Genomic DNA, 13,184 nt, shown 5'->3' with positions numbered 1-13,184 from the left:
ACCGGCGGCGCGAGGTGCGGCGGCGCCCCCAGGGACGGCGACGGAGGTCAGCCGGGCTCGATCTGCGGGCGCCGGAACCTCCAGGACAGCTCGCCCTTGGCCGGTTGGACGGCCGCCAGAGCACGTTCGAGCGCCTGCTCCGGCGCGACCCCGGTGTCGATCTCGACGGCGTCCGGCCAGGGCGCCGCGGTCGCCGCCATGACGGCGCCGATGGCCTCGTCGGCGTCGGTGAGGCCGAGCCCGCGCGTGGCGAGGCGTTCGGCGGCGATCTGCGGCATGACCGTGCACCGCAGCATGACCAGGGTGCTCGACGTACGGGCGGCCACCCGCGCGGCCTGGTCCCGGTGCCGCTCGCCGGTCCACGACGCGTCGAGGACGACCGGCTCGCCCAGGCCGAGCAGCTTCTCGGCGCGCGACAGCACCTCGGTGTAGGTGCGTTCGGTGTGCGCCTGGTCGTAGATCCCCTGCTGGTACGGCGCGCTCGCGGAGTCGAGGGGGTCGAGCCCGGCCAGCTCCTTGCGGATGCGGTCGCTGCGCAGCACGGTGTAGCCGCACCGGTCGGCGATGCCGCCGCTCAGGGTCGACTTGCCGGTGCCGGGCGAGCCGCCGACGACGATCATGGCGACCTCGCCGGCGCGCAGGTGGCCCAGGGTCAGCTCGGCCAGCCGCCGCGCCTCCCAGCCCGCGTCGACGTCGCCCTGCCAGTGGCGCAGGCAGGCGACCTTGGCCCGGACGAACGCGCGGTAGGCGACGTAGTGGTGCCACAGCGTGGGCGGCGCGGGGTCGCCGGAGAACTCGACGTAGCGGCGGAGGAACTCCTCGGACAGCCGGGGCGCGCCCAGCCGTTCGAGGTCCATGGCCAGGAAGGCCGCGTCGTCGAGCCCGTCGACGAAGCGGAGGCGTTCGTCGAACTCCAGGCAGTCGAGGATCCGGGGGCCGTCCTCCAGGCAGAAGATGTCCTCGGCCATCAGGTCGCCGTGGCCGTCAACGACGCGCTTGGCGGCGACGCGGGCCGCGAAGAGGGGGTCGCGGCCGTCCAGGAAGCGGAGCGTGAGCCGTTCGATCTCGTCGAGCATGCCGGGCGGGATCGTGGCGCCGGGCAGGCCGCGCACCTGCGCGAAGCTCTCGGTCCATCGTCCACGCAGGGCCTGCCGGCCGCCCTCGCGATCGATGTCGGGGCCGTGCCGGGAGTTGGCGTGCAGCCCGGCGAGCTGGCGCGCGATCCCGCGCAGCTGCTCCTCCACCTGCGCGCCCGACCGTACGAGCGTGGCCAGCCGCCGCTCGCCGGGCATCTGGCGCATGACCACCAGATGCTCACAGACCTGTCCGTCGGGGCCGAGCACGTCGGCCACGCCTTCGTAGACGTCGGGCGACAGCCTGCGGTTGAGCTCGACCTCCCGCCGGCACGCCGCCTCTCGGGCCCGTACGGTCGAGAAGTCGAGGAAACCGAGGTTCACCGGCTTCTTCATCTTGTACGCGTGCTCGCCGAGCAGGAACACCAGGGCGGCGTGCGTCTCCTTGATCATGGTGTCCATGGCGCTGCCCCCTGCCTGCGATACGGATCCGGTCGGCATCCCGGATGTCCCCTTTAAGCAGGTCATCGAACCTGTCGGCCAGGGTCCTCCTCCAGGCCGTAGACGCGCAGGGCGTTGCCCGCGCCGATCATGGTCGTCGGCGAGGCTCCGTGCACGTGGTGGTCGACCAGAGGGGAGCTCGGCGAGCGCGGTCTCCAGGCCGCCGCTCCCGGTGGACGGCACAACGGACATCTGCGACCTCCCGGCAGAGCTCGTGGGCGTCCAGGCCAGAGTGGTCCGCCATCTCTGAGGCGTTCGGCCGGCGGAGGCGTGTTCATCCTCGTCAACGGGCATTCATGCGGTTTGAGCGTCACTTCGGGGGAGACACCACATGCCTTACATCACGACCGGTCAGGAGAACTCCGGCCCCATCGAGATCTACTACGAGGACCACGGCAGCGGCACGCCCGTCGTGCTGATCCACGGCTTCCCGCTGGACTGCCACTCGTGGGAGAAGCAGGTGCCCGTCCTGCTGGAGGCCGGTCACCGCGTCGTCGCCTACGACCGGCGCGGCTTCGGCCGCTCCAGCCGGCCGGCCACGGGCTACGACTACGACACCTTCGCCGCCGACCTCAACATCCTGATGGAGCGGCTCGACCTGCGCGAGGTCGTCCTGGTCGGCTTCTCCATGGGCACCGGCGAGGTCACCCGCTACCTCGGCATGTACGGCTCCGCCCGGGTCCGCAAGGCGGTGCTGCTCGCTCCGCTCCAGCCGTACCTGGTCGACGAGCACGGCGGCATCGACCCGGGCGTGCTGACCGGCATCCAGAAGTCCATCGCCGACGACCGGTTCGCCTACCTGAAGACGTTCCTCGACGACTTCTACAACGTGGACGTCCTCGGCGGCGAGCGGATCAGCGCGGAGGCGTGGCAGGCGAGCTGGAACGTGGCCGCGGCGGCGTCGGCCAAGGCCACCTACGACTGCGTCCCGACGTGGGGCACGGACTTCCGCGCGGATCTGGCCAGATTCGACGTGCCGCTGCTGGTGGTCCAGGGTGACGAGGACCGCATCCTGCCGATCGAGTCCACGGGCAGGCGGCTGGGTGAGTTCGTCAGGAACCTGCGGTTCGAGGTCGTCGAGGGCGGCCCGCACAACATCGGCTGGACCCATCCCGAACAGGTCAACCGGGCCCTGATGGAGTTCGTGGACTGACGGCCGCTGTCTCCGGGCGCGGATTGAAGCCGATCTCCGGGGTGTACATACTGCGAGAAAGACATCCGAAATAGGAGTGTTTGTTGTGCTTTACGTCTTCGGCTTCGAGCGCATCGGCGTGGTCGTCAGCGACCTCTACTTCGTGGACCCCGAGCCGGACAAAGGCCAGGAGGGACCCGAACGCGGCGTACGTCTCGAGGTGCGCATGCTCCGCCAGGGGCAACTGAAGGGATCCATCTACTCGGCCCGCCCCATCGAGGTCGACCAGCCCGTCTGGCGCGTCGACCTGCTGGAGTCGGTCGCCGGGCAGCCCGGCAGCTTCGACCGCACCCACCACCACCCCACGTTCACCGGCTGGGAGCCGGGCTCCCGCGTGTTCGAGAGGGAGCTGTCGGGCGACCCGCTCGGCTGGCTGGCCGCCCGGCTGACCGACCTGGACGGCGTGCTGGAGCGGGCCGGGATCGAGCGCGACGACGTGATCGCCGCGGACGTGGCCGAGCTTCGCGCCTCCGCCCCTGAGATCCTCGACAGCGTCGAACGCCTGCTCACCAGGGTGCGCAAGGGAGAGCTCGGCCGGGCGCCCACCGACGAGGCGGACAGCGTCCGGGCCAGCTGGCTGTAGGCACCCGCCCGGGTCCGTCGACTTTCCAACCTTTGACGACCGAGCTTTGCGGGCTCCTGGCGTCGATGATGTCGACGGTCTGGTACGCGTCAGGCAGCGCGACTCACTGACCGGCCCGCGACGCCGCGTGAGGCGATGTTGCGAGCCGCGTGACGTCGGCGTGCTCAGCGAAGCCGCATGGCGTGCAGATGAAGGGTTCCCGGCCGAATGCTCGCCGTCGTGCCATGACCGGCGTACATATGGTAGAAATCTACAACCTTGATCATGACCAGCCCTGCTCTGGGGGACAATGAACGACGGGATCCTGGTCGACCAGGCATCGTTGATCTTGACAGTGCGGCACAAGCGGGAAGCGGCTGATCTGCTCAGATCTCATGCCAACGCCAACGCCATCCAGGTCCTGACGCCCTTGGCTCCGTCCCACCCGATATGAGCTCCCCGTCCCCGCGCGCGGGCGTGAGGCGACGCGCAGGGGTCACCAGTAGCGGCTCAGGGGCAGCCTCATGGCATTGATGCTCCCACCCGAACTGGAGATCGCGTTCCAGTTGCTCGGCGTGCCATGGCCCACCGAGGACGAGGACAAACTACGCGAATGCGCCACCGCCTACCGGACCTGCGCCACCGCGCTCGCCACCGTCGTCATCCCCACCGCGAACGCCGGCATCAACGAAGTGATGACCAACAACGCCGGGGACGACATCGACACACTCCTCGCCTACTGGGCCGAATACCACCCCAACGACAAAGTCGATGACTCCCCGCACCTGACCAGCCTCACCATCAGCCTGCGCGCCCTGGCCGACGGCCACGACTTGGCCGCCGTACTCGTCGTGGCCATCAAGTTGATCCTCATCTTCGCCGCCTTCTGCCTGGCCGCTGTCCTGGCGTGGGCGGCGGCCGCCGCCGTCATCAGCGGCGGCATGGCCGCATTGCACGCGCGGACCGCCACCTCGGTCTGGCGGATGTTCGCCCAGCGGTCCGCATCCACCTTTCGCCGAAAGCTCGAAGAAGCCTTCCGGGAAAGGCTGGCCGGAGGCGTCGGAACGCGCCTTCGCCGAATACTCGACGCTCGTGCGCCCCTCCTGCCGATCAGTCGACGCCACGGCGACGGACTCGACGGCCGACTCCGCCGCTTCGGCAGCGATGCCGAGGGCGAGGCCTATGGAGAAAGACTCCTTGGTCACCATTTCACCGAGCTCTCCCGACGAGAGCGACTCGCTGCGGAAAACTATTCGCGCGACGGTCGTCCATTCAACTACCTCTTACGAGTTCCCGATCCCCAGGCCGAACTGGACCGCATGCTCAGCATCCCCCGGGATCGCCGAGTATTGATAAACATGTTCAACGGGGTCGTCCCGAGTCTTAAGGATGTCAGTGACGAGATCGCACATCTGCAGGGCGCAGTGAGGTTCCCGCTTCCCGAACGGCTAGAGGCGTTGCGCGCGCTCAACTCAATTGACTACATCAAGGGATACGACGGTGTGGATCCCCGCTCCATCATCGGTGTGAGACACGTTGACCAGGCGTTCACCTCCACCTCGCTGGGGACCACGGTGGTTCCCACCACGCCACATCCCATACGTTACCTAGTGCACTTCGACATTCCCCAGAAATATCCATGCTTATGGTTGGGCCGACGTAGCATCCATCCAGAGCAGCGCGAGCTAGTACTTCCTCCGCAAGCAGAATACGTCTTCACCGATGCGGTCCTTAAAGGCGACGGCATGGTCCACCTCTATGCGCGGGTTCTCCCTCGATCGGCATCATGAGCGGGACAGCCGGAGAGCAGGAGTTTCCCCATGGCGCGATCATCACCCACACCGCCGCACCGCACACCCATCCGGTACGTCCCCGTGACGCTGCGCGGGGAAGAGATCGGCTACCTGTGGGCTCCCGCCACCGAGGAAAGCGGGGGGAGCGCCCACTACGAACGCCGGCTTGGCGCGGCAGGCGACAGTTTCGACGCGGCGGTGATCTGGGCCACGCGCATGGGCGAGGAGAGCAAGGCGGGCCGGTCACCTATGGAGGCGCTACACCGCTGGGTGGGCACACCTGAAGACCCCCTTGCCGGTGGGATCGCCGAGGACGCTGCGGATCGTTTCGCCACGTCCTACGAGGCCCTCACCGAGATGGCGAATCCGGGCTTGGCCGATCCCCGGGAAATCATGGAGTGGCCGGCGTCCCCACCGATGGACGCGCCTTCCCGCGACAGCGCATCGTTGGAGTACCCGTTCACCACCGAAGAAGCCGTCTGCTATTTGCCGGTCGTGAGGGAGGCCAGTGGTGACATCGTCATCGGATATCTGTGGGCGGCCGTCTCCGATGACGCGGCCGGCTACTACTCCACAAGCGAAGCCGGCGAGGCGGGACCGGCCGCGTATCTGATGTGGAAATCCCGCCTCCGGCAGGCTCGATGCGACGGGTACAGCCCCATGTGCGCCTTGCGTTACTGGATCGGTATGCCGGAGGATCCGGCAGCCGGGAAGATCCCAGCCGATGCCGTGGAGCGACGAGCCTCCGGGCTGGCCGAACTCGAACGACTCGCTGGCATGCGGTGAACCGGGGCTACGGAACACGGATGGGAGCCGGTCGCTGGAGTCGCCCGCAGCGAGCGCGTCCTTCCCTTCGATCTACGCGGGAACCTCTGGCCGTTCGAGACACCGAAACCCCGCGTACATATGGTAAAAATCGGCAAGTTCGATCATCGCCCAGCAGTCGTGGGGTGTGAACGGTGGACGAGGTTCTGGTCGATCATGCATCGTTGGCCCAGGCCGCGCGACGCGTCCAGGAAGCAGCTGATCTGCTCGGTGAGCATGCCAACACGCTCAAGGAGGCCATCTCCGGCGGCGTGCGCTCCCCCTGGGGGATCGGTGTCATCGGCATGGCCATGGACCAGATCAACCAGATGCTCAGCCAGGCATGCGACCGTGTGCAGACCAATCTCGGCGAAACCAGCGCGGCAGTCGCCGTGATGGCCGACCGGGCGGCCACCATCGAACACGCCAACACGACCACCATCCAGGCACTGGATCTTTCGACTCCGTCTCGCCCGATATGACTCCTCCTCCCGGCGCAGCGGCCCTCGCGCCGGGCATGGTGAGCGGGGTGACCGGCGTCTCACTCCCGCACGGTGATGACCAGCTTCCCGCGTGCCTGGCCGGCGGCCAGTTGCCGCAGGGCGTCGGGGGCCTCGCTCAGCGGATACGTCCCGCCGATGACCGGCGTGATCGTGCCGGCCTCGGCGAGCTCTCTCAAACGTTCGAGATCCTCGCTGCGCTCGCCCGCCAGCAGCCAGCGGAGCCGCTGGCCGACGAACGGCGACAGCAGGATGGCGCCGAGGGAACGTTCCATGCCGCCGAGCCACCGCCCGCCGTCCTCGCCGCCGCCGAGGACGAGGGTGCCGCGGGGCGTGAGGGCGCGCCGCAGGCGGGCCACCGGGCGGTTGCCTGCCAGGTCGAAGATGACGTCGTAGCGACGCCCGCCGCGCGTGAAGTCCTCGCGCGTGTAGTCGATGACGTGGTCGGCACCGATCGACCGGACCAGCTCCGCCTTGGCCGGGCCGCACACGCCGGTGACCTCGGCGCCGGCCGCCTTGGCCAGCTGCAGCGCGAACGTCCCCACGCCCCCTCCGGCGCCGGTGACGAGCACCTGCTGCCCGGGCTTGACCTGGCCGATGTCGTGGATCCCCAGGAGGGCGGTGGTCGCCGAGATGGTGACGGCCGCGGCCTGCTCGAACGTGAGGTTCGCCGGCTTGCGGGCGAGCTTGCGCTCGCGGGCGCAGGCGTACGCCGCGAAGGTGCCCTCGCCCATGCCGAAGACCTCGTCGCCCGGCCGGAAGCGGGTCACGTTCTTCCCGACCGCTTCGACGCGCCCGGCGAGCTCGCGGCCCCGGACGCGATGCCGGGGCGCGCGGAGCCCGAAGCCCAGCCGCAGCAGGTACGGGAGGCCGGTCATGAGGTGGGCGACGCCCTGTTCGACACCCGCCGCGTACACCTCCACGAGCACCTGGTCGTCCCCGGGAATCGGCCGGTCGATGTCCTCTAATCTCAGCACGTCGGGCGAACCGTACCTGTCTTGAATGATTGCCTTCATGGTGTCTACTCCTCACTGTCCGGATACTGGAAGACGTCGTCGAGCGGGACGCCGAACACTCTGGCGATCTGGAAGGCCATCTCCAGCGAGGGCGAGTAGCGGCCCTGCTCGATGGCGATGACGGTCTGCCGGGTCACGCCGACCCGCTCCGCCAGCTCCGCCTGGGTCATCTCGCCCTGCGCGAACCGGAGGGAGCGGATCGAGTTCGTCACCCGGGTCGGCTTCACCATGGGTGGAAGCCCTTGCGATAGGCGAAGATCTTCGCGATCGACCCGAGGATCGCCGACAGCACGAACCCCAGGTAGATCGCGTTCGCGATCCAGAAGTGGGCGAACTCAGCCACCGCCAGGCCCATCGCCGTCACACCGCCGATGACGGCGAACGACTGGCCGATGTGCTCGCCGAACTGGTTGATCTCCCGATCGCGCTGGTCCTTCCGGAGCGCCTCCTTGGGCGCGATGACGCCGGCCGCGATGTTCAGCACGATCCCGGCCACGATCGCCCCGCCGATGGTCCACACCAGCGGCGCGGCGTACGACACCTCGGCCAGCGGGCCGTCTCCCACCCGCCCGAGGACCACGACCAGGTACGCCGTGTACGCGACGACCGAGACCATCAGCATGATCCACGCGCTCTTCTCTTCTGCTGCCATACCGGCAATGTAAAACAAAGCGGACCCGATGTCTACTTTTCTTTACATCGCCGCCCTGGGGCGAGACACCCCGCCGGACATGTCACAGATCGGGCCCCGTCGGTGTCTCCATGCCGACATCAGGAGACGAGGAGAGACATGACCAGCCACACCCGGGTTCCCAAGGCTGAGATCACCGGCGTCTACGGGGCCGTACTCAAGAAGTTCAGCAGGAAGATGTTCGGCGTCGTGCCCGAGCCACTCGGCGTGATGTGGAACAACCGGCCGGTGCTCACGTTCAGCCTCAGCCTCGGCCGCAAGGCCGGCAAGTGGAAGACGTGCGACAAGAACCTGAAGTCCTATGCCCACATGGCGGCGGCCTCCCTGATCGGCTGCACGTTCTGCCTCGACTTCGGGTATTTCCACGCGCACAACGAAGGGCTCGACGTGGCCAAGGCCCGCGAGGTGCCGCGTTGGCGCGAGTCGGACGTCTTCACGCCGCTGGAGCGCGACGTCATGGAGTACGCCGAGGCGATGACGCGGACGCCGCCGACCGTCACCGACGAGCTCTCGGCGCGGCTGCTCGATCGGCTCGGGGCCCCGGCGATGGTCGAGCTCACCGCGTGGATCGCCGTGGCGAACCAGACCGCGCGGACGAACTTCGCCCTCGGCATCGAGGCCCAGGGCTTCTCCGCGGCGTGCGGCCTGGCGCCCCTGGCGCGACCTGGCGACGTAGCGTCGCGGGCATGATCGCCGACCCGTTCGTCACCCACCGCAGCCTGCTGTTCACGGTCGCCTACGAGATGCTCGGCTCCGCCGCCGACGCCGAGGACGTCGTGCAGGAGACCTGGCTGCGGTGGGCGGGCCTCGACGCCGCGCTCCGGGCGGACGTCCGGGACCCACGGGCCTACCTGGTGCGGACCGTCACCCGGCAGGCGCTCAACCGGCTGCGCACGCTGACGCGACGACGCGAGGAGTACATCGGCGAGTGGCTCCCCGAGCCGCTGCTGATCAGCCCCGACGTGGCAGAGGACGTCGAACTCGCCGAGAGCGTCTCGTTCGCGATGCTGACCGTGCTGGAGACGTTGGGCCCCGTCGAACGGGCGGTGTTCGTGCTGCGTGAGGTCTTCGAGACGCCGTACGACGAGATCGCGGAGGCGGTGGGCAGGACGCCGGCGGCGGTGCGGCAGATCGCCCATCGCGCCCGGGATCACGTGGCCGCGCGGCGACCGCGAGTGAAGGTGAGCCGGGCCGAGCAGGAGGCCGTCGTGGAGCGGTTCCTGGCCGCGGTCCGCGGCGGTGACCTGCAAGGGCTGCTGGACGTGCTCGCGCCGGACGTGGTCGTGGTGGCCGACGGTGGCGGCGTGGTCGCCGCCTCTCGCCGCCCGGTCGAGGGCGCCCACCGGGTGGCCCCGCTGCTGAGCTCGTTGGCCACGGTGACGAGCGCCTTCGAGGCGATGCCGATGTGGCTCAACGGCGAGCCGGCGGCGCGACTCCACCTCGACGGCGAACTGGACACGGTGGCGAGCCTGGTGATCGAGAACGGCCGGATCACCCGGATCTACGCGATCCGCAACCCGCACAAGCTGGCCCGGCTCGACGAGGAGACCGAACTCACCCGGTGACCGGTCCCCGACCCGGCGTCATCGCGGCGCCTTCACCGGTACCTTGGGCTAGCCGCCGATGGACCGGGAGGAAGTCATGGACGCGATGCAGCGTGCCGGGGATCTGAAGGGCGAGCTGTCGCAGTACGCGCAGTCGCCTCGGTTTCACCGGGCCAGCAGGGAAGCGATTCTGGAGGCGTTCCCTGGCGGCGTCGTCAACGACGAGATGACCTTCTCGGCGGCCCTGGACGCGTTCATCTTCACCCAGCGGCTCGACGGCGGGCAGACCGTGGTCGAGCTCTTCGCCGAAACCCTCACGGGCGACGACCGGGCGCTCGTGCTCTCGTGGACGGACTACGTACAGGGCGTCTTCGAGATCAAGGAGCCGTACGGCGATGACGGCTTCGTTGCCGTCAACCACATCGACGAGCTGACCTACCGGATCCGCTCCAACATGGGCCCTGCGGGCGTCGAACAGCTCACGCCGGGCGTCGTCATGATCGGCGGCATCGTCCCCGTCGGCGACGACTGGATGATCAGCGGCGCGTCGATGGCCTTCCCCGCCGAGGACGCCTCCACCGCCCTCGCCGGCGTACGAGACCTGCAGCTGCGGAGCCCGAAGCTGGTCTTCCGCAACCCTGAGAAGCTCGCCCAGGCCCGCGAGCTTCAGGCCGCCCAACGCGCATCCTTCGTCGACCTCTACGGCAGCGATCTGATCGTCGTGCCGGGAGCCGAGGTGAAGGAGAAGATGCTCGCCTTCTACCGGCACGACTACGAGCGGGCCGGCAGCAAGGGCGGCCCGTGGACGGACCCTGAGCTGCCCGATCCTGGCTTCGCCGAGATGGGGACGGTCGCGATCGTCTTCGACGAGGAGGCCGGTCTCGGGTTCCACCCGGACTTCGACCTGCTGCAGGAGGTCTTCGCCAGCCCGGCGCTCGTCGTCCGGGGCCGCTATCGCGAGGTGGTCAGCGGATATCTGCGCGGCGACGACGTCAGCCCCGGCATACTGCGGCGGCTGGCCGCGGAGGACCCCGGCAAGGCGAGCGAGGTCTTCCGCAAGCTGCTCAAGAAGCCGCGTTTCTCCTGGGAGAACGACGGCGAGGCACTGCTGCGCAAGCACAAGCCCGGCTGGTATGACGGCCCACGCCTCCCCAGGGTCATCCCCGTATAGCGAGACGGTTCCCGCCCCGGCCGTGGGGCAACGCGCACGAACTTCGTCTTCGTTGTTGACGATGTTTCCATGCCGGCACTAACGATCGGCAACATCCTCGCCGCAGGGCTTGCGGAGAGGCGAAACGCACTGATCGGCCTCGACGCGATGACCAGAGCCATCACCGCCAAACTGGGCTGACCTCGACACGTGCTCAGGGTCGTCCTCCAAGGCGACCCTGAGCACATGTCAGTAGCAGGGCGGTCCTAATAGCTGCGAAAATGTCCCGCATGACCGAATGGGACCCAAAAGCAGAACTTCACCGTTATCTGCAAACTGCTCGTGAAGCCCTGTTGTGGAAGCTCGACGGGCTCTCGGAGTACGACATCCGGCGTCCGCTGACCCCCACCGGCACCAACCTGCTGGGGCTGGTCAAGCACGTCGCCAGCGTGGAGTTCGGCTACTTCGGCGAGACCTTCGGACGGCCGTCCGGCGAGCCGCTGCCCTGGTTCGAGGAGGGCGCCGAGCCCAACGCGGACATGTGGGCGACCGCCGACGAGTCACGCGAGGACGTCATCGGGCTCTACCACCGGGCGTGGGCCCACGCGGACGCGACGATCGACGCGCTCGCGGTGGACGCGATCGGCCACGTGCCGTGGTGGAGGGAAGGCCGGCGCCAGGTGACGCTGCACCTCATCCTGATCCACATGATCGCCGAGACCAACCGGCACGCCGGCCACGCCGACATCGTCCGCGAACTCATCGACGGGGCCGCCGGGCTGCGCAAGGAGAACGACAACCTGCCTGAGGGCGACCAGGCGTGGTGGGAGGAGTATCGGGGCCGGGTGGAGCGGGCGGCACGCGAAGCCGATCAGCACTGATCCCACCGCGCTCGGATCAGCTCCAGACCAGGTTGATCTCACGCTGGAAGTCGACGTATCCGGCCCGCTCGAACGCCCGCGCCATGGGAACGTTGCCGACGTCCGTGGACGCCCGGATCCTCGGGACGTCGTGCGCGGCGAGGGTCCGGGTCCCCTCGGCGAGCAGGTCGTCGATGTGGCCGTTCCCTCGGTGCGCGGGCACGACGCCGAGGTACGCGATGATCGGGTTGTAGTTGTTCCGGGCCGGGATCGAGCACGGCTCCGCGAACTCATGGTTGAGCACGTACGGCAGGCGGTTGAAGAGGTCGAGTTCCGCACGCCCGGCGATCGGGCGCATGATCAGGTCGTTCTGAGGCAAGGCACTGTCCTTCGGTGAAGGCGTGCCTGGCCACTCCGGGATCAGTGCTTTCGCGGCACCCCGGGAAGGACCGGCACGATGGTCATGGCACGCATCGGCTTATCCCTCCTCTCGTCGAAGCAGTTCCGGCCGTACGTCGGCCGAGAATCGCAGGACGTTCTATCCCAGACGCGATCACCTGGTCAAATCCTTTTATCCTGACGCAGTCGGCCCCGTGTCGCCCAGGTTTTCTGAGGCAGTCGAACCCGTGTCGCCCAGGAAGCCGCCGGGAGCCCGTGCGACGAGAACGTCCTCGACCGGAGCGACCCCCATCGGCAGCCTGGGCACCGGCCGGACCAGGGCCGGTCGCGGCAACCACCGCTCGGCCTCGACGGCCTTACCCTCCAACTCCGCCGCGGTCGGCGCTTCGGCGTGGAGGGCCTGGAGGCCGGGACGATGCTTGAGCAGGGCCCAGAAATGGCCGGTGTGCCGGCCGTACCAGATGGTCCAGTTCGGCAGCCTCGCCGCGAGCACCCGAACCGCCTGGCTCGCCGTGATCTCATCCATGTCCGAGCCCTCCCGCATCAGCCGCAGCGGGCTCTACATGCGCCGTGGATACGTCCACCCAAACCGCGCCGCGCGCCAGACCTGATGTCCGTACACCCCACTTGGCGGAAAGCTGGGAGACCAACCACAGCCCTCGCCCGGTGCAATCGTCGAAGTCCGAGACCCGAGGTCGCGGCACCGTGCCGGCCCCTTCGTCGATCACCTCGACGTGGACCATTTCCGGCCCCACATCGGCGATCACCAGAGTGATCCGCCCGCCGCCCAGCTGTGAGGCGGTATGCAGAACCGCGTTGCTGACCAGCTCGCTCACCAGCAGTTGCACGTCGTCCACATCCTGGTGGCCTGCCGCCTTGAGGATCTCCCTCACGCAGTGACGAGCCAGCGGCACCGATCTCGCGTTTCCTGGCAAGACGAGCTCTCCTAGAAACCGCTCCTCCATCGCACTACCCCTTGCTGTGGTACGGCGACGCATGCACGGCCATGTCGTCGACAAGCCGGATCAGTTATCTCGACAGCATTCTGTGATGACTTGATTACGCACCATGATGCATACGCTCTGCTGCCGATGCAACA

General features: G+C 68.2%; 15 protein-coding genes and 1 pseudogene. 9 read left to right on the top strand and 7 right to left on the bottom strand.

Annotated elements, in window-relative coordinates; all coding sequences use genetic code 11:
* Positions 1-47 precede the first annotated feature (47 nt).
* Positions 48-1,535, bottom strand: coding sequence for a bifunctional aminoglycoside phosphotransferase/ATP-binding protein (locus IEY82_RS35380; protein WP_189128645.1), 1,488 nt, complete (start codon positions 1,533-1,535; stop codon positions 48-50).
* A gap of 370 nt (positions 1,536-1,905) precedes the next feature.
* On the opposite strand from IEY82_RS35380, the gene IEY82_RS35375 reads away from it, so the two are divergent.
* The 5 genes from IEY82_RS35375 to IEY82_RS35355 all read left to right on the top strand — a co-directional run bounded on the left by IEY82_RS35375 (position 1,906) and on the right by IEY82_RS35355 (position 6,407).
* Positions 1,906-2,727: an alpha/beta fold hydrolase gene (locus IEY82_RS35375; protein WP_189128644.1), complete on the top strand. Its 822-nt coding sequence runs from the start codon at positions 1,906-1,908 to the stop codon at positions 2,725-2,727.
* Positions 2,728-2,812: 85 nt separating this feature from the next.
* Positions 2,813-3,349, top strand: a complete 537-nt coding sequence (locus IEY82_RS35370; protein WP_189128643.1) for a hypothetical protein — start codon at positions 2,813-2,815, stop codon at positions 3,347-3,349.
* A 503-nt stretch (positions 3,350-3,852) separates the two neighbouring features.
* On the top strand, positions 3,853-5,118 hold the full coding sequence (locus IEY82_RS35365; RefSeq protein WP_189128642.1) for a WXG100-like domain-containing protein: 1,266 nt from the start codon (positions 3,853-3,855) through the stop codon (positions 5,116-5,118).
* An 84-nt stretch (positions 5,119-5,202) separates the two neighbouring features.
* Positions 5,203-5,907 carry a hypothetical protein gene (locus tag IEY82_RS35360; protein ID WP_189128641.1) on the top strand — a complete coding sequence of 235 codons (705 nt, stop codon included), beginning with the start codon at positions 5,203-5,205 and terminating at the stop codon, positions 5,905-5,907.
* A gap of 173 nt (positions 5,908-6,080) precedes the next feature.
* A complete protein-coding gene (locus tag IEY82_RS35355) occupies positions 6,081-6,407 on the top strand; it encodes a hypothetical protein (protein WP_189128640.1) in 327 nt (108 codons plus the stop codon).
* A gap of 59 nt (positions 6,408-6,466) precedes the next feature.
* Here IEY82_RS35355 and IEY82_RS35350 read toward each other — a convergent pair whose 3' ends face one another.
* From IEY82_RS35350 to IEY82_RS35340, 3 genes are read right to left on the bottom strand one after another with little or no spacing between them, the layout of a single operon-like run.
* Positions 6,467-7,441: an NAD(P)-dependent alcohol dehydrogenase gene (locus IEY82_RS35350; RefSeq protein WP_189128639.1), complete on the bottom strand. Its 975-nt coding sequence runs from the start codon at positions 7,439-7,441 to the stop codon at positions 6,467-6,469.
* Positions 7,442-7,446: 5 nt separating this feature from the next.
* Complete coding sequence (locus IEY82_RS35345; RefSeq protein ID WP_189128638.1) at positions 7,447-7,671, bottom strand: helix-turn-helix transcriptional regulator; 225 nt, start codon at positions 7,669-7,671, stop codon at positions 7,447-7,449.
* Positions 7,665-8,093 (bottom strand): hypothetical protein, encoded by a 429-nt coding sequence (locus IEY82_RS35340; protein WP_189128637.1) that lies wholly within the window; start codon positions 8,091-8,093, stop codon positions 7,665-7,667. The genes IEY82_RS35345 and IEY82_RS35340 overlap by 7 nt, the downstream gene beginning before the upstream one ends.
* A gap of 138 nt (positions 8,094-8,231) precedes the next feature.
* Between IEY82_RS35340 and IEY82_RS35335 the strand changes: the two genes are divergently transcribed.
* The 4 genes from IEY82_RS35335 (at position 8,232) to IEY82_RS35320 (ending at position 11,707) form a co-directional block, all read left to right on the top strand.
* Complete coding sequence (locus tag IEY82_RS35335) at positions 8,232-8,822, top strand: carboxymuconolactone decarboxylase family protein (protein ID WP_189128636.1); 591 nt, start codon at positions 8,232-8,234, stop codon at positions 8,820-8,822.
* On the top strand, positions 8,819-9,697 hold the full coding sequence (locus IEY82_RS35330) for an RNA polymerase sigma-70 factor (protein ID WP_189128635.1): 879 nt from the start codon (positions 8,819-8,821) through the stop codon (positions 9,695-9,697). The genes IEY82_RS35335 and IEY82_RS35330 overlap by 4 nt, the downstream gene beginning before the upstream one ends.
* Positions 9,698-9,773: 76 nt before the next feature.
* Positions 9,774-10,847, top strand: coding sequence for a hypothetical protein (locus IEY82_RS35325; RefSeq protein ID WP_189128634.1), 1,074 nt, complete (start codon positions 9,774-9,776; stop codon positions 10,845-10,847).
* 260 nt (positions 10,848-11,107) lie between these two features.
* Positions 11,108-11,707: a DinB family protein gene (locus IEY82_RS35320; protein ID WP_308425897.1), complete on the top strand. Its 600-nt coding sequence runs from the start codon at positions 11,108-11,110 to the stop codon at positions 11,705-11,707.
* A 16-nt stretch (positions 11,708-11,723) separates the two neighbouring features.
* Here IEY82_RS35320 and IEY82_RS35315 read toward each other — a convergent pair.
* The 3 genes and pseudogenes from IEY82_RS35315 to IEY82_RS35305 form a co-directional block, all read right to left on the bottom strand.
* Positions 11,724-11,957, bottom strand: a pseudogene (locus IEY82_RS35315) (GNAT family N-acetyltransferase); the annotation flags it as partial.
* Between the two features lie 300 nt (positions 11,958-12,257).
* Positions 12,258-12,611, bottom strand: coding sequence for a hypothetical protein (locus tag IEY82_RS35310; protein WP_189128632.1), 354 nt, complete (start codon positions 12,609-12,611; stop codon positions 12,258-12,260).
* A complete protein-coding gene (locus tag IEY82_RS35305; protein WP_189128631.1) occupies positions 12,604-13,050 on the bottom strand; it encodes an ATP-binding protein in 447 nt (148 codons plus the stop codon). Before IEY82_RS35305 ends, IEY82_RS35310 begins: the two co-directional genes overlap by 8 nt.
* Between the last annotated feature and the right edge of the window lie 134 nt (positions 13,051-13,184).

It is taken from the genome of Nonomuraea cavernae, from assembly GCF_014646355.1.
Classification (GTDB): Bacteria; Actinomycetota; Actinomycetes; order Streptosporangiales; family Streptosporangiaceae; genus Nonomuraea; species Nonomuraea cavernae.
Note: the sequence above shows the minus strand (reverse complement) of the source record. Positions and strands in the feature narration are given on the sequence as shown.